The organism is Pseudomaricurvus sp., assembly GCF_965662505.1.
In the GTDB taxonomy this organism is placed as follows: Bacteria; Pseudomonadota; Gammaproteobacteria; order Pseudomonadales; family Cellvibrionaceae; genus Pseudomaricurvus.
On record NZ_CBFIHX010000008.1, the window covers coordinates 20,293 to 40,256 of the forward strand.

19 protein-coding genes are annotated in these 19,964 nt (G+C 53.0%); 4 read left to right on the forward strand and 15 right to left on the reverse strand.

The features are described from left to right. Positions 1-19: 19 nt before the first annotated feature. Entirely contained in the window at positions 20-1,537 is a 1,518-nt protein-coding gene (locus ACTG33_RS01990) for a sodium:solute symporter family transporter (RefSeq protein WP_439133500.1), read from the reverse strand. Positions 1,538-1,645: 108 nt separating this feature from the next. Here ACTG33_RS01990 and ACTG33_RS01995 point away from each other — a divergent pair, with 108 nt between their 5' ends. Further along, complete coding sequence (locus tag ACTG33_RS01995) at positions 1,646-2,350, forward strand: TetR/AcrR family transcriptional regulator (protein ID WP_439133501.1); 705 nt, start codon at positions 1,646-1,648, stop codon at positions 2,348-2,350. Between the two features lie 43 nt (positions 2,351-2,393). Here ACTG33_RS01995 and can read toward each other — a convergent pair whose 3' ends face one another. Next, on the reverse strand, positions 2,394-3,002 hold the full coding sequence (can, locus tag ACTG33_RS02000; RefSeq protein ID WP_439133502.1) for a carbonate dehydratase: 609 nt from the start codon (positions 3,000-3,002) through the stop codon (positions 2,394-2,396). Positions 3,003-3,238: 236 nt separating this feature from the next. Here can and ACTG33_RS02005 point away from each other — a divergent pair, with 236 nt between their 5' ends. Both ACTG33_RS02005 and ACTG33_RS02010 read left to right on the forward strand, forming a co-directional pair. Then, positions 3,239-4,168 (forward strand): fructosamine kinase family protein, encoded by a 930-nt coding sequence (locus ACTG33_RS02005; RefSeq protein ID WP_439133503.1) that lies wholly within the window; start codon positions 3,239-3,241, stop codon positions 4,166-4,168. Between the two features lie 59 nt (positions 4,169-4,227). Continuing rightward, positions 4,228-4,953 carry a glycerophosphodiester phosphodiesterase gene (locus tag ACTG33_RS02010; RefSeq protein ID WP_439133504.1) on the forward strand — a complete coding sequence of 242 codons (726 nt, stop codon included), beginning with the start codon at positions 4,228-4,230 and terminating at the stop codon, positions 4,951-4,953. Between the two features lie 16 nt (positions 4,954-4,969). Here the strand turns inward: ACTG33_RS02010 and ACTG33_RS02015 are convergent, their stop codons facing one another. After that, positions 4,970-7,018 carry a thioredoxin domain-containing protein gene (locus ACTG33_RS02015; RefSeq protein WP_439133505.1) on the reverse strand — a complete coding sequence of 683 codons (2,049 nt, stop codon included), beginning with the start codon at positions 7,016-7,018 and terminating at the stop codon, positions 4,970-4,972. A 224-nt stretch (positions 7,019-7,242) separates the two neighbouring features. On the opposite strand from ACTG33_RS02015, the gene ACTG33_RS02020 reads away from it, so the two are divergent. Continuing rightward, a complete protein-coding gene (locus ACTG33_RS02020; RefSeq protein ID WP_439133506.1) occupies positions 7,243-7,935 on the forward strand; it encodes an SDR family oxidoreductase in 693 nt (230 codons plus the stop codon). Between the two features lie 75 nt (positions 7,936-8,010). Here the strand turns inward: ACTG33_RS02020 and lipA are convergent, their stop codons facing one another. The 12 genes from lipA to ACTG33_RS02080 all read right to left on the reverse strand — a co-directional run bounded on the left by lipA (position 8,011) and on the right by ACTG33_RS02080 (position 19,860). After that, positions 8,011-8,976 (reverse strand): lipoyl synthase, encoded by a 966-nt coding sequence (gene lipA, locus ACTG33_RS02025; RefSeq protein WP_439133507.1) that lies wholly within the window; start codon positions 8,974-8,976, stop codon positions 8,011-8,013. Between the two features lie 14 nt (positions 8,977-8,990). Beyond that, entirely contained in the window at positions 8,991-9,692 is a 702-nt protein-coding gene (gene lipB / locus ACTG33_RS02030; protein WP_439133508.1) for a lipoyl(octanoyl) transferase LipB, read from the reverse strand. Then, positions 9,692-9,982: a YbeD family protein gene (locus tag ACTG33_RS02035; protein ID WP_439133509.1), complete on the reverse strand. Its 291-nt coding sequence runs from the start codon at positions 9,980-9,982 to the stop codon at positions 9,692-9,694. Before ACTG33_RS02035 ends, lipB begins: the two co-directional genes overlap by 1 nt. 173 nt (positions 9,983-10,155) lie before the next feature. After that, complete coding sequence (locus ACTG33_RS02040; RefSeq protein ID WP_439133510.1) at positions 10,156-11,325, reverse strand: D-alanyl-D-alanine carboxypeptidase family protein; 1,170 nt, start codon at positions 11,323-11,325, stop codon at positions 10,156-10,158. Between the two features lie 232 nt (positions 11,326-11,557). Continuing rightward, a complete protein-coding gene (locus ACTG33_RS02045; RefSeq protein ID WP_439133511.1) occupies positions 11,558-12,520 on the reverse strand; it encodes a septal ring lytic transglycosylase RlpA family protein in 963 nt (320 codons plus the stop codon). Positions 12,521-12,694: 174 nt separating this feature from the next. Then, entirely contained in the window at positions 12,695-13,654 is a 960-nt protein-coding gene (mltB, locus tag ACTG33_RS02050) for a lytic murein transglycosylase B (RefSeq protein WP_439133530.1), read from the reverse strand. Positions 13,655-13,796: 142 nt separating this feature from the next. Next, positions 13,797-14,948 carry a rod shape-determining protein RodA gene (rodA, locus tag ACTG33_RS02055; protein WP_439133512.1) on the reverse strand — a complete coding sequence of 384 codons (1,152 nt, stop codon included), beginning with the start codon at positions 14,946-14,948 and terminating at the stop codon, positions 13,797-13,799. Between the two features lie 6 nt (positions 14,949-14,954). Further along, positions 14,955-16,859, reverse strand: a complete 1,905-nt coding sequence (mrdA, locus tag ACTG33_RS02060; protein WP_439133513.1) for a penicillin-binding protein 2 — start codon at positions 16,857-16,859, stop codon at positions 14,955-14,957. A gap of 157 nt (positions 16,860-17,016) precedes the next feature. Then, complete coding sequence (gene rlmH / locus ACTG33_RS02065) at positions 17,017-17,487, reverse strand: 23S rRNA (pseudouridine(1915)-N(3))-methyltransferase RlmH (protein WP_439133514.1); 471 nt, start codon at positions 17,485-17,487, stop codon at positions 17,017-17,019. Between the two features lie 26 nt (positions 17,488-17,513). Continuing rightward, on the reverse strand, positions 17,514-17,861 hold the full coding sequence (rsfS, locus tag ACTG33_RS02070; protein ID WP_439133515.1) for a ribosome silencing factor: 348 nt from the start codon (positions 17,859-17,861) through the stop codon (positions 17,514-17,516). Between the two features lie 86 nt (positions 17,862-17,947). Further along, positions 17,948-18,604, reverse strand: coding sequence for a nicotinate-nucleotide adenylyltransferase (gene nadD / locus ACTG33_RS02075; protein WP_439133516.1), 657 nt, complete (start codon positions 18,602-18,604; stop codon positions 17,948-17,950). Positions 18,605-18,606: 2 nt separating this feature from the next. Then, positions 18,607-19,860 (reverse strand): glutamate-5-semialdehyde dehydrogenase, encoded by a 1,254-nt coding sequence (locus tag ACTG33_RS02080; RefSeq protein WP_439133517.1) that lies wholly within the window; start codon positions 19,858-19,860, stop codon positions 18,607-18,609. Between the last annotated feature and the right edge of the window lie 104 nt (positions 19,861-19,964).

A 19,964-nucleotide genomic window follows, 5' to 3' on the forward strand; every position in this document is an offset into this window, starting at 1 on the left:
TGTGATTAACTCGTGCAATCTATTTAAATTCAACACCCGATGAATTGTCAACGGTATTTTCAACAGGTGTTGAATATATTTCAGAATCAACTTCAGACTTTTTATTTTTAAACGAAATAACAAGCATCAAAATACCGGCGACCAGAGCCGATAAAACGATGGCATAGGTGGCGGAAACAGCCGGATTGGCCACGCCCAGCGCAAAAGTGCACAACAGATGTACCAACAGCCCCGTGGCCGCGGCCGCCCAGGCAACCAACACCGGCGGCGGCTTACGCAACAGAGTGCCCAAGACAATCGGCACCATCGAGGCGGCCGCCAGGCCATACACACCTTTCTGCGCAAACAGCCCCACCAGCGCCGGAGGGTTGAGCGCGACCGCATAAGCCAGCAATCCAACCCCCACCAACACGACTCTGGAAAGCAACAATCCACGCCCCGGTTCAAACTGGCCTTTACCGCTGAATGGCAGGTACAAGTCCTTCACCACCATCGCGGATACCGACACCAGAATGCCGTCCAGCGTGCTCATCCCCGCCGCCAACAGAGTGATGGAGATGAACACCAGAGCGTATGGTCCCCAGCTTACCCCGGAGAATTCCGAGGTGATGTAACTCACCACAACACCGTCCTGCTGTGGAACCTCCATCCCTTTTAAGCGCGCGTAAAAACCCACTGCCAGCATTAACATGAAGCAGGTTCCGGACAAGAAGGTGGACCACAAAAACCGTTTCACATCGCGATCGTTTTTCAAATACAGCATTTTGGTGAGGATGTGCGGCTGCATCATCAACGCGAAAGTCACCACAAACCCGCTGAAAAACACCGAGAAAAAGTCGTAGTAGAGGTTGCTGTCCGGGTTAAAGATGCTCGCATAATGTCCGCCTACCGAGCGCAGGCTGGCCACCACATCCCCCTGAAAATAATGGAAACCCTGCACAAAGATAAACAGCGCAACACCAATCATCATCACGCCCTGAAAGGTGTTGGTGTAAGCGTGAGCGTAGCTGCCACCCATTAAGACATAGGAAAACACGAACAACAGAATCAGGGTCAGCGACCAGGTCTGGGAAATGGGAAACAACTGGCTCAACAACAAGCTGCAGCCCACCAGAATCAACACCACAAAGGCCACCGACAATAAATTGATCAGGGCAAAAAAGGTACTGAGTGAACGGCTTTGGTAGCGTTGATAAATCCAGTCTGGAATGGTGATTGCGCCGCTATCGTCACCCAGTTGGCGAAATCGCCGAGTCAACAACAGGAAAGCGCACATGATCCCGGCGCTGCCGGCCACCGCGTAATGCACAAACGCAGAGACGCCATGCACATACACAAATCCGGGGTTAATGACGAAAGTCGCGGTAGAGGATACCGATGCCGCCATGGTAATACCGATCACCCAGGGGCTCATATCCTTGTTGCCGATGGAGAAGCCCTTGATGTCCCGGGTTTTACGCATCCCCACCCAGGACAGCCACAGCGTCAGCAACACATAGAAGCCCACGCACACAACCTTAAACAGCTCGGCAGACATAAATTACTCTCTATTATTGTCGTTAGTATGCCTTCATTTAAATTCATCGCTTGTTGAATTGTCAACCCTTGCGTAGAATCCATGTCTCAAACCACCGGAAAACCACTCATGCCCGCCCCCAAAACAGCACCCAAAGCCCCAGCCAAAGTTGGACGCCCGCGCAGCTCTGACAAAGACAAGTCAGAACGCGGAGATCGCATTCTGAATGCCGCCGAAGAGCTGTTTGCCCTGCACGGTTACGACGGTGTGACACTGAGAACACTGGCCAATACCGCTGGTGTAGACGTGGCGTTGATCAATTATTACTTTGGCCCAAAGCAACAACTGTTCGATACTGTCTTCAAGCGCCGCGCACAAATTCTCAACGAGCAGCGCTTAACCGCTCTGCAGAGTGCACAACAGGATGCTGCACCGGGTGTGATTTCAGTGGAAAAGATTATTGAGGCATTTCTTCGCCCATTAGAAGTCGCACAGGAAAGTAATGACGAAGGCTGGAAAAATTACTGCGCGCTACTGGCTTATGTGAACAATTCCGCTGTCTGGGGACCTGTCCTCATGAGCAAGCACTACAACGATCTGGTGGATGTGTTTGTGGATGCTCTGCGCGATGCCCTGCCCCAATCGGACGATGCCGACCTCTACTGGTGTTATCACTACATGTCGGGGGCGATGTCGCTGACCTTTGCCAATACCGGGCGTATCGACAAGATGTCGCGGGGGCTGTGCCGCTCAGACGATTTCCGGGCGGCTTATGACCGAATGATCCCCTTTGTCGCGGCGGGATTCCGGCAAGTGTGCGGTAATCAGGAGTAAACTGTTTTTCTTTCAACGATTGCCTTTACGTCAGCAACTGCCTTTACTTCAAAGACGAGGCGTCCTTGGTCACTTTCAAATCCCGCACCAATCCATCTTCCAGACTGTAGACCCAACCGTGTAGAGTCAGATCCTGGCCCGCACGCCAGGCGTTACGGACGATAGTGGTCTGCGCCACATTCCCCACCTGGGCAATCACATTCAGCTCACAAAGACGATTCACCCGCTCTTTCTCGGTAGGCGCACTGTCGACGGCCGCCTGATGATCGTGATACACATCGCGGATATGTTCCAGCCAGTTATCAATCAGGCCATTGTTCGCCGGACCGAGTGCCGCCTGAACCCCACCACAGCCATAGTGACCAACCACCACAATATGCTTCACTTTTAACACATCCACCGCGTATTGAATGACCGACAGACAGTTCAGGTCAGTATGCACCACCACGTTGGCAATATTGCGGTGAACGAAAACGCTCCCCGGCTCCATGGCGACAATCTGGTTTGCTGCAATACGGCTGTCCGAACAGCCAATCCAAAGGTATTCAGGGGTTTGCTGCCGGGACAGATTATTGAAATATTCCGGATCAGCGTGATTGACGCCTTCGGCCCATAACCGGTTATTTTCAAGAAGGTCTTTCGGGTCACTCATAACGGCTCCAGGGTGGATTCGGGAATTATTTAGGCTAAACAGCCGGGAAAGCCCCGGAAAACAGGCTCAATACTGGAAACATTTATACCGCAAAGCACACCTGTTCACCAGTGTTGCGGTACTTGCCAAACCACGCACACTGACTATCATCGCAGTAACACCCCAGTGTCTATTAACACTACTTATAACACTGCCTGTTTACATGTGTCCGCTGACACCGACCGCGAGTCTGCCCAATGCTGCAACCGACGCTCGACGACATCAACCACCTGGTTGAGCATGCCCTCAGCAAGGCGCCTGCGGGCCCCTCTCAAATCTGGCCGATCACCACCGCCTCCCCGGTGAGCGGCGGCGACACTCACGAATGCTATCTCCTTCAAAGCACAGCGAACAACAAACCAGGAGCCCGATACTTTCTGAAATTGAACCAGCTTGCACGGCAACCGTTATTTACTGCTGAAAGTGAGGGATTGCAGGCGATCTGCCACCATCATCAGCAGTTTGCCGGCTGTATTGCGAGCTGCCGGGTTCTGCACAGCGGTCACTTTCAGGCATTCAGCTATTTACTGCTGGAAGCGCTGGACTTACAAGCAGAGGGCGACTGGTTTCTGGCCGGACAACAACTGGCAAGACTCCACCAGGCTCCGGCTGGCAATCGTTTTGGTTTTGAATGTCCCAGTTACTGTGGCAATAGCTATCAGCCCAATACCTGGGAAGAAAACTGGTCACAGTTTTTTGCCAGACACCGAATCGGCCATCAGCTGACTTTACTGTGGAAGTCACCTCTGGACAGCTCACCTATCCAGCGCATTGTGCAAACGGTTGAAGAGCAACTGCACAACCGGCAGCCACGGCCCGCGCTGGTACACGGAGATCTGTGGCGCGGCAACATAGGCTTTCACCGTCAACAGCAAGGTGACAGTATTCCGGTTATCTTTGATCCCGCATGCTACTACGGTGACCCCGAAACGGATCTGGCCATGAGTGAATTCTTCGGTCGCTTTCCCGAGGACTTCTATCGGGGCTATAGCAATGTTCGCCCCATAGACAAGGATTATTCTGTGCGGCGGCCGCTGTACCAACTCTATCACCTGCTGAATCACGCCAATCTGTTTGGCGGCAGCTATAGACAACAGGCCGAACTCCAGCTACAAACGCTGTCCTGATTAACCACAAATGCATGACAGCCATTGAACGACTTATCGAAACCTAAAGAGCTTTTTCAATGACGCACACCACCCTTGCCAAACCGTTACTCTGCATCGCTCACCGCGGCGGCAGTCAACAGTTTTCAGAAAATACACTGGCCGCCTTTGAAGAGAGTCTGAATATCGGCGTCGATGCCATTGAGCTGGATGTCTGGAACCTGGGAGGCGAGCTGTTGATCGCTCATGATCGGCGTCTTGGTAAAACACTGCCCGGTGGGGGACGTCTGATTGATCAGCAACCGCATCAGCTTAAAGAGCTGATTTTAGCCTGTGGTAATCGCATCGCCTCACTCACAGAAGCACTGCAATTGATTGGCGACCGAGCCACACTCAACATCGAATTAAAAAGTCCGGATTGTGCCGAGCTGGTGGCGGCGACATTGGAGAGCTTTGTGCGCGACTCCGGACTGGGTTTTGATCAGTACGTGGTATCCAGTTTTGACCATCCTCAACTGTATCGATTTAAGCAGCGCCTGCCACAAGTTAAGCGCGGCATTCTGGTTGAGGGCATCCCGCTCCATTACGCCGCGGGTTTTGACGAGCTGGACGCTTACACTTTCCATCCCAGCATCAATTTTATCAACGCCGAGCTGGTTAACGATGCCCACAGACGTGGCTACAAAGTTTGGGTGTATACGGTCAATGAGGAGGATGACATGCAACTGATGTCTGAACTCGGTGTGGACGGTATCTTTACGGATTACCCCAAGCGTTTAATGACGCTCAACGCCCAATGCTGCTGAGCTCTATCAAAGCACTTCAGGATAAAAGCTCTGTCAGTTGATGCATAATGCCATTGCAGCTTTTCTGCACCGCGAGACATCGGTCTGCTGTGCAAACCAACGCCTCCCCCGGATCCATACTCATCGCTTCTGTGGGATGAAGCACAGCCGCTGATGGCAATCGGTAACACAACACCTGCCCGGGAAACGTTTGTCGGATATCCCGCTCCCAGACATCCATAAAGCCGTTGTCCATTATCATCACCTGCGGCAAGGGCTGCAGTGATTCCTGATGCACCTGAACTAACGTCAAATGCGTCTCGGGAGATTGCTGCATCACTGGCAGTGCCGCAGAGAACAGCTTTTGTGCGGCCTGCAAATAACGTGGCTCGGCGGTTAAGTGCCCCAATCGCAACAGCACCTTGGCAGCAATGCCGTTAGCTGACGGTACAGCGGTATCCATAAAGGGCTTGCTGCGGTAAATTAACGATTCCGCATCGTGAGCGGTATAGAAGAAACCGCCAAACTCTTTGTCTTCATGCAACCGCAGCAGAGACTCTGCCAGTGCGATCACAAACTGGTAGTCTTCATCTCGCCATTGCGTCTGCAGACTTTCCAGCAAGGCATCCATCAGGAACACAAAGTCATCCAAATACGCATGGCGGACGGGCTTTTCGCCCTGCCAACCGGCAAATAAACGCTGATTCACCCACATGTTTTCGCGGATAAAATCTATCGCGCCATGAGCCAGCGACAACTCCCGCAGCTCATTATCTTTACGAGCCAGTACCAACAATCCTTTAATCACCAGGGCATTCCAGCCGGTCAGAACCTTGTGATCAATGAGAGGCAGTGGATTGTAAGCGCGAAGATTTTCAATTTTTTCTCGCCCGCCGCGATACAGTTCGAGCGCTGTCTCGCGAGTCAGCATCAGCTGTTTAGCCGCCGTATTCAGGTCTTCCTGCTGCGACAGATGCCAGCGACCAAAAAAGTTGGCCTCTCCTCGCAAACCAAACATTTGCTGAAACAGGGTGAATTCTTCCGGCGTTAAACTGGAACGAATTTCATCCAGCGCCAAAGTGTAATAAGCACCTTCTTTGCCGTTGGTTTCTGCATCCATCGCAGAGAAAAACGTACCGTGAAGAGTCAACATATGCTGTCGCAACCAGCGTACGATGCCTAGCGCTGCACTCTTGTACAACGGGTTATCGGTTTGTATCCAGGCGCGAGCGTAGACATCCAGCAGCAAGCCATTGTCGTACAGCATTTTCTCAAAGTGAGGAATGTTCCAGCCCGCATCAGTACTGTAACGAAAGAACCCGCCCCCAATACGATCGTTAATGCCGCGTTGAGCCATTTGACTTAACGACAAGTGTAAATGGGCTTTGTCGTATTCCGACAATTGATGGCTGGACTCCACCTGCAATAACAGTGAAAGATTCACCGGCAGCGGAAATTTCGGCGGCGCACCAAACCCGCCTTCCGCCTCGTCCTGATTAGCCCGTAAACTCCGCAGCGCCGCTGGCAACAACGTCACACTGGCCTGATCAGAGCCACTTAACACAGGCTGCATCAACTGCTGAAAACTGGCTTCAACCTGATTGCGCAGCATTTTGAAGTCTTGCTGCTGATGAACAAAGTAACTGTTTACCCGTTCCAGCAGATCATCAAACCCCAGCTGGCCTTCATGGGCATTTTTGGCGAAATAGGTTCCTGCCAGAAACGGCAGTTGAGTTTCGGGACACAAAAACATCGTCAACGGCCAGCCGCCAGGGCGCCCAGTCAGCATCTGATGAGCGGTCTGATACACATCATCCAGATCCGGACGCTCTTCACGGTCGACTTTGATATTGATGAAGTATTCGTTCATCAACGCCGCCGTCGCCGGATCGCTAAACGACTCCCGTGCCATGCCATGGCACCAGTGGCACGCTGAATAGCCAATAGACAGCAATATCGGCTTTTTCTGGCTCTGGGCCAGCCTGAGCGTTTCCGCCGTCCAGGTCTGCCAGTGCACAGGTTGCTGACTGTGAGCCTGGAGGTAAGGGCTGGTTTCGCCCGACAGGCGATTGATGAGATCAGACATTAATCCAGGGTCTCACAGGTTAGATGCATGCAATTGGATGCGCGCAAGTCAGGTGCGTGATCAGCTCTGTGTAAAACCGATAGCACGTAATTCAACGGGCATATTTAATACCAAAATGAACACCACACCAACCCCCAATCATCAAAGGTCTGTTGATTCAGTGTTAGTATGAGGTCCATACCACACCTGTGAGTGTACCACCCCTAATGATCGGAGTTTAAACCATGCAATCTAAGGTTGTAGTTGAGGTTGTAGATGAGGTTGTAGTCATTACCGGAGCCAACCGCGGCATCGGGCTGTCTTTTGCTCGTCTGTACGCCAAACAGGGCGCTACTGTCTACGCAGCCTGCCGACAAACTTCCCAAGAACTGGAAGCGCTGAACATCAACATCCTTCCGGGCATCGACATTACCAACAGCGACGGAATTGAGCAATTACGCCAGGCCCTGACCGGTGTTACCGTAGATCTGCTGATCAACAATGCGGGTATTCTGCGGGAAGAGTCTTTTGGACAATTGCACAGCGAGACCATTCGGGAGCAATTTGAAACCAATGCGCTGGCTCCCATACTGCTCACCGAAGCGCTTGCCGACAAGCTGTCAGCAGGCAGCAAGATCGCCTTTATCACCAGCCGCATGAGCTCCATCGCGGACAACTCCAGTGGCGGCTATTACGGCTATCGCATGTCTAAAGCCGCTCTGAACGTTGCGGCAAAATCCATTGCGGAAGAAATGAAACCCCGCAAGATCGCTGTGGCAATTTTACATCCGGGACTGGTCAGTACGGATATGATCGGTGGGTACGGCGACATTACGCCTGACGAAGCCGCACAACGACTGTCAACGAGAATTGAAGAACTGACATTGGATAACAGCGGGCGCTTCTGGCATTCCAACGGAGAGGAACTGCCCTGGTAGAAAGAAAGCCCCGGAACAGGCTGACATGAAGGGAGAAGCACGAGAGGCAGGATCCCCGCCTCTCGATGCTTTTAATTACTTAACTTCTTCCCCGTGTGCCTGCTTATCGGCGTGGTAGGAAGAGCGAACCAACGGGCCACAGGCGGCGCGCTTAAAGCCCAACTCGGTTGCCATCGCCGTGTACTCGTCAAATTCATCCGGGTGGACGTAGCGGTCAACCGGCAAGTGATCCCGGGATGGCTGCAGATATTGGCCAATGGTGATCATATCGATGTCGTGCTCACGCATATCGCGCATCACTTCAAAGATTTCCTCCTTGGTTTCACCCAGCCCCACCATCAGTCCAGATTTGGTCATGACATCAGGACGGCGCTTCTTGAATTCCTGCAGCAGTTTGAGTGACCACTTATAGTTAGCACCGGGGCGAGATGTGCGATACAGACGAGGTACCGTTTCCAGATTGTGGTTAAACACATCCGGAGCTTCTTTTTCGAGAATATCGAGAGCCACGTCCATACGACCGCGAAAGTCCGGCGTCAGGATTTCCACTTCAAGATTGGGCGAGCGTTCGCGGGATTCGCGGATACAATCGGCAAAATGTTGAGCACCGCCATCGCGCAGGTCATCGCGATCCACTGAAGTAATCACAACGTATTTAAGGCTCATATCGGCAATGGCTTTGGCCAGATGCACAGGCTCGTTGTCATCCAGTGGATTGGGCTTACCATGGCCCACATCGCAGAAGGGACAGCGACGGGTACAGATTTCACCCATAATCATAAAGGTGGCTGTGCCGCCACTGAAGCACTCGCTCAGGTTTGGGCAGTTGGCCTCTTCGCAAACTGTTGCCAGTTTGTTTTTCCGCAGAATTTTCTTGATGCGGTCTACTTCCGGCGAATTACCTACACGAACCCGAATCCAGTCCGGCTTGCGCTTCAATTCGTCGGTAGCAATCACTTTGACAGGAATCCGTTCCACTTTGTCTGCATCACGCAACTTTTCACCCTGTTTCAGGCGACGTGTGCGCTTTACTGGTTCCATACTCGTATCAGTGGTCATAATGCTTCTGTCTCGGGATCGGAGAAATCAATCAGCACCTGTGGTGCATCGTCGGCTATTTCTGTGTTGGTGTAGCCCAGGTGTTTTACAAAGTGCTCCACAATCAACGGCTCCAGCGCAGCCACAGAAGCGGCTCGCTCATCGCTGGACAAATCCACCGTGCGAACCATCTTCAACCCCTGATAGCCACAGGGATTAATGCGCGCGAAGCCACTCAGGTCCATATTCACATTCAGGCTCAAGCCGTGGTAGCTGCAACCTTTACGAATCCGGAAGCCCAGCGAAGCCACCTTGTCATCGTTGACATAAACACCGGGGGCATCGGCTTTGGGATAAGCTTCAATATCAAGCTCGGCCAGCGTATCCACCAAGGTTTTCTCGGTATTGGTGACCAGATCGCGCACCCCCACACCTCGTCGACGGATATCCACCAGCGGATAAGCCACCAGCTGCCCGGGGCAGTGATAGGTGACCTGGCCGCCGCGATCCACCTGAACCACAGGAATATCGCCAGGCATCAGCAAATGTTCTTCTTTGCCCGCCTGCCCCTGAGTAAAGACCGGCGGGTGTTCTACCAGCCAAAGCTCATCGGGTGTGGATTCATCACGCTGATCGGTAAAATTGGACATGGCTCGCCATACGGGCCGGTAATCCTGCAGCCCCAGATAGCGAATGCGCAGTGTCTCTCGGTCCGCCATCACAGCACCATCTTGGTTTTGGGGTGGCTTTTCAGCTCTTCATGCAGCGCCTGCAACTGATCTACACCGGTCGCAGTAATAAAAAACGTAATCGACTGAAAGGTCCCCTTGCCGCTCTCGCGCACCGTAATCCGGGTGCGATCCAGCCCCGGGGCGTGACGCTCCATCACTTCGACAGCGTAGGCATGGTATTCCGGTCCCGAATCACCCATCACTTTCACCGGGTAATCGGCACAGGGAAATTCAATTTTCGGTGGTTCTTGACCAGAACTGGCTTTAGGGTCACTCATAACAGCACTTTCAGGGGTTGAAAAGCTGTCATTATACCTTGAGAAGAACCCCGGTGCGAGGTAGCCACTATTGGCTCTCGAGGAAAGGAACCGGCGGGAAAAGCGTCACTTCTCCCGCCAAAATCCAGGGTTATTTGCCGAGAACAGCAAAGATTCCCATGAAAAACAAATCGTTAGGAGAATAGTCCGAGGAAAAACAGCTTGATACTGTCCCACAGGCGAGCAAAGAAACCGGCCTGTTCTACCGCCGTCAATGCCACCAGCGGCTGATCCACAAGAGTCTCGTCGTTGAGTACCACGGTCAGATTACCCAGCTCCTGACCCTCGCTGATTGGCGCTTTTATCACATCATCAATAAAGATTTTGGCATCCAGATCGTCATCCGCGCCGCGCGGGATGGTGAGATAAAGATCGTCGGCCAGGCCCAGAGACACCTCTTTGCTCTTACCGCCCCAAACGCGGCTTTGCTGCAGCGATTCACCACCACTGTAGAGCTTGTGTGTCTGAAAGTAGCGGAAACCGTAGGACAGCAGCTTTTGTGACTCCGCGGCACGCGCCTCGTCAGAACGAGTTCCCATCACCACGGAAATCAGACGCATACCATTTTTCTGAGCCGACGCCACCAGACAGTAACCCGCCTCTTCGGTGTGGCCGGTTTTCAGACCATCCACACTGTCATCGCGGAACAACAAACGGTTGCGGTTGGGCTGATTGATGCCGTTGTACTTAAAATATTTTTCTGCATAGAGTGCGTAGTGGCGCGGAAAGTCGTTAATTAGGGCTCTCGCCAGAATGGCCTGATCTCTGGCCGTGGTCAGATGACCTTCGGCAGGCCAGCCCGTCGAATTCTTGTAGTGAGTGCCCGTCATACCCAGCAAAGCGGCCTGCTGGTTCATCACATCGACAAATGCCCCTTCACTGCCAGACACATACTCAGCCAGAGCGACAGTGGCATCATTACCAGACTGCACGATCATGCCCAGCAGCAGGTCATGCAGCGGCACTTTGGTGCCCTCGCGGACAAACATCTTGGATCCGCCCATCTTCCAGGCTTTAACACTGATGTTCACTTCTTCGTTTTCGTCGATGTTGCCACCTTCCACTTCTGAAGAAACGATGTAGCTGGTCATCAACTTGGTCAGGCTGGCAGGAGGCAAACGCTCATCGGAGTTCTTCTCAACCAAAACCTTGCCGGTCTTGGCATCCATCAGGATATACCCCGTAGCAGCCAACTGAGGTGGGGCAGGAATGATGTCAGGACGCGCCTGCGCCAGACTCGACATCAACAGGATGGAAGAAATAAACAGGGTAACAAAAGATTTAAAAACGAATTGTGTTCTCATGGATCTCAACTGGTTGCTGGTGTGGAACGAAATCCCTTCGTCAGAAATGCTTGTGGGATAATGATTAATACGGGTTGGCCTTATGGACTCTCAGGACGCCAAAAAATTCCTTGTTAGAGGCTATTTCCCCGAGGATTGATTGAGAAGGCCCCGGCCAGAGTCATTGCTGGCTAGTTTAACAGTCGACCTTACTCAGTCAAACGAGGAAGTGCACAGTTTTGAGGCCCTCGAATTAATCGTAGACCAGATGTGGTGAAGGCAGGCGGTTTTTCTCCAACAGACTGCGCAAGTCCATCAAGACCAGATTGTCTCCGATAGGCCCCACTTGCACTCGGTAAAGCGCATCTTCCGAAGGGGGGATCACTTTCACCGGCAGGGTGGTTAATTCTCCCAGCTGATTGCGTAAATTTTCCGCTGCGGCAGGTGTCGAAAAGGCACCGGCCTGAAGAAAGGTATTATCAGGCAATGCAAACCCTGCAGAGTTCTGTGGCGCAGGCGCTTTTGGCAAATCAGTCCGAGCTGCCCCCTTCGCCACCGGCAGCTGTGGAGCCGCTGGATGACTCACTGCCACCTTATCCAATGGCTGAATCGCCTCTACCCGGACTTCAGCGGTGCCCTGCTTCAAATACCCCAGCTTACTGGCGGCGGCGTAGGACAGATCAATCACCCGCCCTTTATGAAAAGGACCCCGATCGTTGATCCGAACAATCACCTCTCGACCATTGGCCAGATTAGTTACCTTAACGTAAGAAGGTATTGGCAGCGTCTTATGCGCAGCCGTCATCCCGTACATGCTGTACAGTTCACCGTTGGCGGTACGCTTGCCATGAAACTTGTTGCCGTACCACGAGGCTCGCCCTACCTGCACGAAATCTTTATCGGTTGGCAGGACACGGTAGGTTTTACCCAGTACTTTATAAGGCGATTTGTTACCCGCCCTGGTGCGAACTTCTTTACGAGGCACCGCATCAGGGATGTGCGAAACATCCACGTCTTGGGCTGGCCCACTGTCTTTCACATCGGTTGGCACATTGACAATAATCTGGCTACTGTCGCTGCGGGGCTTCTGGACCACAGGTTTTTGTGTAGAACAGGCTGAAAGAAACAACATGCCCAGAGCCATGAACAATAAGACAGCCCGGTATTGTGGTTGAGAAGCCGGTGTCACTGATGCCTGATCCACCAATGACCCCATCCCGTATCTACTCTGAATTTGCATAATTAAAGACATCTGACGACAAGGTAAAAAGACTCGACAAAGTTATACGAAGCGGGAAGCCTGATCCACTCTTTAGCTCGCATTTATGACGTTTTTTGATCGTCTTGATGCTTTGGGCGACAGGTAATCGTGCAAAATGCCCACCAGGGCCTACCGATCGCCTTTTGCCTGAAGAATTTCCTGGCTTAACTGATACACCGCCATGGCGTACAAACGGCTGTGGTTATAGCGGGTAATGACGTAGAAATTATTCAGCCCCATCCAGAACTCCGTGCCGTGCTCTCCCTCCAGCTCGATGGCCGTGGCCTTGTCCTTCCCCGGTAAGGATGTCACTGGGGTAAAACCTTTTTCCTCAAGACTGGCAACGGTGTGCAATGGTTTTAGTGAATCATTGAGAACGGACTTGTCGTAGCCGGCCCGAGTCCGCGCACGCACCACCACTGGCTCGTCTTTTTTCCAGCCGTGGCGCACAAAATAGTTGGCTACACTGCCGATGGCGTCTTTGCGGTTTTCCCAAATATCAATAAAACCATCATCGTCAAAATCTGCGGCATAAGCGCGGTAACTGGAAGGCATAAACTGACCAAAACCCATCGCTCCGGCGTAGGAACCTTTCAAGCTCAGAGGATCACGGTTTTGCTCGCGCGTCAGGATAAGAAATTCACGCAGCTCTTTGGTAAAGAACGGACTGCGGGGCGGATAGTCAAACGCCAGTGTCGAGAGCGCGTCTATCACCCGATAACTTCCCATGTACTGACCATAACGGGTTTCAACACCGATGATGGCGACAATGATTTCGGCGGGAACACCGTAGGTTGTTTCGGCTTTCGTCAGTGCTTCGCTGTTTTCTTGCCAAAAATCGACACCTTTGCTGACGCGCGAGGACGTCACAAAGATTTTGCGATACTCAGCCCAGGTCTTGGTCTTTTCCGCCGGACGGGAAATAGCATCCAGAATAGACTGCTTTTTCTCAGCCTGTGACAACCAGCCTTTCAGCTCGTCCTCGCTAAACCCATAGTCTTTCACCATCTGATCAATGAAAGCCGTGGCTCCGGAATCATCCGCATAATTAGCGGCCGACACCACGCCGGCACTCAAACAGGCAGCCATCACGGCAGCACCTTTCAATCCTCGTCCAGTCCAGGCACACAAGCGCTGCAGCGCTGTGTTTTTCACACGAGTTAAACCAGCCAAAGAATTCTCCACAACCCTCTCCTGTGGCCGAAGGCGCTTCACCTTCGGCTCTGTATTCTTATCCGAATCCAACCCGGCGGCGCTCAGTGCTGATCGCCATCAGGATGCCAAATCCCATCATCAAGGTCACAATCGACGTGCCCCCGTGACTCACCAGCGGTAACGGTACCCCAACAACCGGCAATAAACCCGAAACCATACCTATATTTACAAAGACATAGACAAAAAAGGTGAAGGTAATGCTCCCGGCCAACAATCGCCCAAAGGTATTTTGAGCACTCATGGCGATACGCAGACCGCAACCAATAATCCAGGTGTAAAGCGCCAACAGCAACAACACGCCTGCCAACCCGAACTCTTCAGCCAGTACCGCAATGATAAAATCGGTATGGCTTTCGGGCAGAAAGTCCAGTTGTGACTGGGTGCCGTTCAACCATCCCTTGCCATACAAACCGCCGGAACCAATTGCGGTTTTGGACTGAATAATATTCCAGCCCGCCCCCAATTTATCGGCTTCCGGATTCAGCATGGTGAGGATGCGCTGCTTCTGATAACCGTGTAACACAAACATCCATATAGGCCAGGCACTGGCAACCACAATACCCACCGCCGACATAATGTATGTCCAGCGCAGCCCCGCGAAGAACAGAACAAACAAACCCGACGCAGCGATCAGAATGGAGGTACCCAAATCCGGCTGTTTCATAATCAACAAGGCAGGGATGCCAATCAGCAGCAGCGTAAAGAAAACATGCTTAAAGCCTGGCGGCAGGATACGGTGAGATAAATACGCGGACAGAACCAGCGGCATGCCCAGCTTGAGGACTTCGGAAGGTTGAAAACGGATGACGCCCAGACTCAACCATCGTTGAGCACCTTTTGCGCCCACCCCCATGACCAAAACCAGAATCAGAAGTATGATCCCGAACCCGTAAATCCAGGGGGACCAAAACTCCATGGTATGGGTTCTGAATTGCGCCGTCGTAAACATCACACCGTAAGCAAGCACCATAAAGACACTCTGCCGCTGCACATAATGAATATCTTCACCACTGGCACTGTACAGCACGATAAGACCAAATACGGTCAGAGCCAACAACCCCAGCAGTAGCGGCAAATCGATATGCAAACGCTGCCACAAACCAATAGGACGTCGCAGATCTCGACTGGCCTCCGGCATGCGACGCTGAAAATCACTGACTCTGCTCACGACCAACTACCTCTTAACTCTGGATGCGACCGAATCACGTTCCGGCGACTGGGGGATCATCTGCTCCCGTTCGGCCTCCAGCTGCAGATAACGATCAATCACCCGGCGTGTTACGCCGGCAGCCTTGGAGCTTTTTTCACCGTTTTCCACAATCACTGCAACTGCAATTTTAGGATCATCCGCTGGCGCAAAGGCGACGAACAGAGCGTGATCTCGCTGACGCTCTGCCAGAGCCTCAGAATCGTATTTTTCCCCTTGCGCAATCCCCACCACCTGAGCGGTACCGGTTTTGCCAGCCATGCGGTAGCTCAAGTCGCGGCCAATACTGTTATGTGCGGTGCCGTGGCGGTCATGCACCACATTTTCCATAGTGCTGAAAATAAAATCCCAGTTCTTTTCAGAGATATCCGTAATCGCATGCTCTTTCATTTCAATCGGCTCACCTCCAACTGTTTGCACAAGATGCGGCTGAATATAATGACCGCGATTGGCCAGGGTTGCCGTCATCACTGCCAGTTGTAACGGCGTGGTCAGCACATCCCCCTGGCCAATGCCCACATTGAGACTGTCCCCAGGAAACCATGGCAAACCGCGAACAGCGCGTTTCCATTCACGGGATGGCCAAATGCCTTTGCGCTCACTGGGAATATCGATACCGGTGCGGGATCCGAGGGCAAACTGGATACCGAATTCATGGATCTTGTCGATGCCCATATTGAAAGCCAAATCGTAGAAATAGGTATCACAGGATTCCGTAATGGCCTGAAGCAGATCAACACGCCTACCATGCCCCTGTCGTTTCCAGTCCCGGTAGAGTCGTTTATCCCCTTCCAATCGATAGAACCCAGGGTCACGCACTGAGTAGCCTGGCGTTACTACACGGTTGTGCAAGCCGGCCAACCCTAACATCGGCTTGACCGTTGAACCCGGAGGGTACTGAGCCTGAATCGTGCGATTAAACAAAGGCAGGTCGAGGGAATTATTCAGCGCGTTGTAATCTTTATAACTGATCCCGGTCACAAACAGGTTGGGATTGTAACTGGGTGTACTGACCATCGACAGGACGCCACCTGTGTGTACATCCAATGCCACCACTGCTCCGCGATAATCTCCCATCGCCTCAATGGCTTCACGCTGCAAATCCGCATCCAGATACAGCTTCAGATTCTTTCCCGGTTCCGGGGCAATGCTCTCGAGAACCCTTAACACTCGTCCCCGAGCATTGGTCTCGACGTATTGGTAACCCACTTCACCCAGTAATTCGGCTTCGTACTGCCGCTCCAGTCCGATTTTACCGACGGTGTGGGTGCCGCTGTAACGACGATATTGTTCTTCATCAAACGATGACAGTTCGCGATCATTGATTCGCCCCACATAACCTACCGAGTGCGCCAGCATCTCTTTGAACGGGTAATCACGAACCAGTTCAGCCGCCACCTTCACACCAGGCAGGCGATATTCGTTCACCGCCAAACGGGCAATTTCTTTTTCGGTAAGACGGTAGCTCAAAGGAACCGCTTCGTAGGGACGCCGGCGCTGCTTGAGGCGTTTTTCAAATTCCTCAATATCACCATCGCGCAAATCAACCAGCTGGCCAATCAATTCCAATGTGGCCTGCAGATCCTTGACCTGTTCTTTAATGAGCGTCAGCGTGTAAGTGGGACGGTTATCCGCCAGCAAGGTGCCATTGCGATCAAAGATAAGACCCCGTGTCGGCGGCAGCGGTTGCACCTGAACCCGGTTGCGATCAGATTGGGTCACGTAGAGTTCGTAATTGACCACCTGCAGATTATACAGCCGGGCCACCAACACACCGAGCAGCAACACAATAATCAGGCCGGCCAAGATCAGCCGACGCTTAAACAGCCGGGCTTCCTGATAATGATCTTTGAGATGTTGCGGTTCCGGCATGAAAGCTCAGTCTGAAGCCTGGGGGTCAAAGTTAATCGGTGATTGTATGGACATTGCGCTGGAGTTGGAAGTTCAACGCCTTGTTTTATGAGAGCTAAGCCTTTAAGAGAGCGGCTACCAACCTTGCGATAATCCTGTTGTTTTTATCATGGTGGGATCAGGACTTGTGGTACGGATGGTGATTGAGGATGGACCAGGCCCGATACAACTGTTCAATCAGAACAATACGCACCAGCGGATGCGGAAGCGTCAGCGCTGAGAGCGACCATTTGGCATCGGCTCGGGCAAGGCATTCCGCAGACAAGCCATCCGGACCACCAATCAACAAGCTGTAATTGCTGCATTCCATGGACCAGCCGGCGAGATTGTCAGCCAGTTTTTCCGTGCTCCACGGCTTACCCAACACGTCCAGGGCAATCACTTTATCGCCTTTTGGAATGGCAGCCATCATCTGCTGACCTTCTTTGGCGATGGCCTTCTCCACCGAAGCATTCTTTCCTCTCGGCCCCAGCGGCAGCTCAACCATTTCCACGGAGAAATCCCGGGGCAGGCGTTTGGCATAATCCGTATAGCCTTCTTCCACCCAACCGGGCATGCGGGTACCGACCGCTATGATTTTAAAGCGCATGACGTCCCTACCCTAAAGCCGGTAACTTACTCGCTATCCTGATTACGGGTACCGGGCTCCATGCTCCAGAGCTTTTCCAGGTCGTAGAAATCGCGGGTCGACGGCATCATCACATGCAAGACAGTATCGCCGAAATCAGCCAACACCCACTCGCCGGAATCGAGCCCCTCTACACCGATGGCTGCAATGCCCCGGTCTTTGGCTTCCTGCACCACGTTGGAAGCCAGAGACTTTACGTGTCGGTTAGACGTACCGCTGGCAATGACGAGGGTGTCCATTACATCGGTTAACTCACTGACATCAAGACTGACAATGTCTTTGCCCTTCAGATCATCGAGGGCGTTGAGGATTATTTCATTTAATTCTTGGGACATCAGTTCAGGGTTTCCTTTGCCACTAATTTTCACTACGGATCAATAAAGTTAGGTTCAATAAAATTTGGTTCAATACCCCCTGTAACTCATACAAGATACAGGCGGTTATCTTCAATATAGCGCCTGACGGTGTCAGGCAGCAGAAATTCTGGCGATTGGTCTGTCGCAATCAACTCACGAATGGTTGTGGCCGATATATCCAGCAAGCTCTGTTCCACCACCGCAACACCGCCTTGTGGACGGCTACGAAGAGCCTCAACCGACACCCGGTGCTGCTGATACCACTCAGCCACCTCACCGGTTTCTGGCAGCTCCCAACCCGGACGAGCCGCCACCACAAGGTGAGCAAAATCGAGCAGCTCGCGCCAGCGGTGCCAGCGATTCAGGCTCACCAGAGAGTCCATGCCCACACACCAACACAGGGAGACATCGGCACCCAGCTCCCGGCGCAGTTCCGCCAGCGTGTCGACGGTATAAGAAGGCTCCTCGCGAGTCAGCTCCCGCTCGTCCACCGACAGGTCAGGGCAATCCGCCACAGCCAGTCGCACCATGGCCGCCCGATCCGCACTGCTACGCCCCGGCAGCTCGCGGTGTGGCGGCAGATGGCAAGGCAGCAAGTGCATTTCGTCGAGGGCCAGACGCTGCTTAAATTCCAGCGCCATGCGCAGATGACCATAATGGACCGGATCAAAGGTCCCGCCAAACAGGCCAATGGCCTTGAGCTTATGGGTCGGCAGCTGCACTGTCAGTTACGGATATGGCCATCGCCGAAGACAACGTACTTCTGCGACGTCAGACCTTCCAGCCCCACTGGACCGCGGGCGTGGATTTTATCCGTAGAGATGCCAATTTCAGCGCCCAGTCCGTACTCAAAGCCGTCGGCAAATCGAGTGGAGGCATTGACCATGACTGAACTGGAATCCACCTGAGCCAGGAACTGACGGGCACGGGTGTAATCTTCGGTAACTATGGCTTCGGTGTGGCCAGAGCTGTACTGCGCAATGTGATCCATGGCCTGTGCCATGTCATCCACAACGCGAATCGACAACACCGGTGCCAAATATTCTGTCGCCCAATCCTCTTCGGTAGCCACTTCGGCCTCGATGATCGCCCGGGTGCGCTCACAACCGCGCAACTCGACTCCTTTGTCGCCGTAGGCTTTCGCCAGACGGGGGAGTATCTCGGGAGCGACAGCAGCGTTCACCAGCAGCGTTTCCATGGCATTGCACACACCGTAGCGATGGGTCTTGGCGTTCAGAGCGATGTTAAACGCTTTTTCCAGATCCGCTTTGTCGTCAATATAAACGTGACAGATGCCGTCCAGGTGCTTGATCACCGGCACACGGGCATCGTTGCTGATACGTTCGATCAGACCTTTACCGCCGCGAGGCACAATCACATCCACAAATTCGGGCATGGTGATCAGCTCGCCAACCGCTGCGCGATCGGTGGTTTCGATAATTTGCACCGCCGATTCCGGCAACCCTGCTTCAGCCAGCCCCTGTGCAATACAGCGAGCAATGGCCTGATTGGAGCGAAACGCCTCACTGCCGCCGCGCAGAATGGTGGCATTGCCGGATTTCAGGCACAGGCTGGCTGCATCGATGGTCACATTGGGACGCGATTCGTAAATAATCCCCACAACGCCCAGAGGCACGCGCATCTTGCCCAGTTGAATGCCACTGGGACGGAAGCTCATGTCGGTAATTTCGCCACAGGGATCCGGCAGTGAAGCCACCTGACGCAAGCCTTCAATCATGCCTTCGAACCCCGCGGGGGTAATTTCCAGACGATCCAGCAGAGCATCGTCGAGGCCGTTTTCCCGACCAGCCTGCAAATCTTCCGCATTGGCTGCCATCAGCTCGGCTTTCGACGCCTGCAAGGCCTCCGCCGTGGCCAACAAGGCACGATTTTTGTCTCCGGTGGTGGCCGCAGCAATGGCTCGGGATGCTTCACGAGCTTTGCGACCAACCTCCGCCATATAGGCTTTAACGTTCATGGGCTTCCAAAAGGGTCTAAACAATAAGAAAGGTTGCCCCATCACAGGGCACATAGTGGGATCATTATACAGAAAGCTGAGGCGGGATGTGAGGCACAATCACG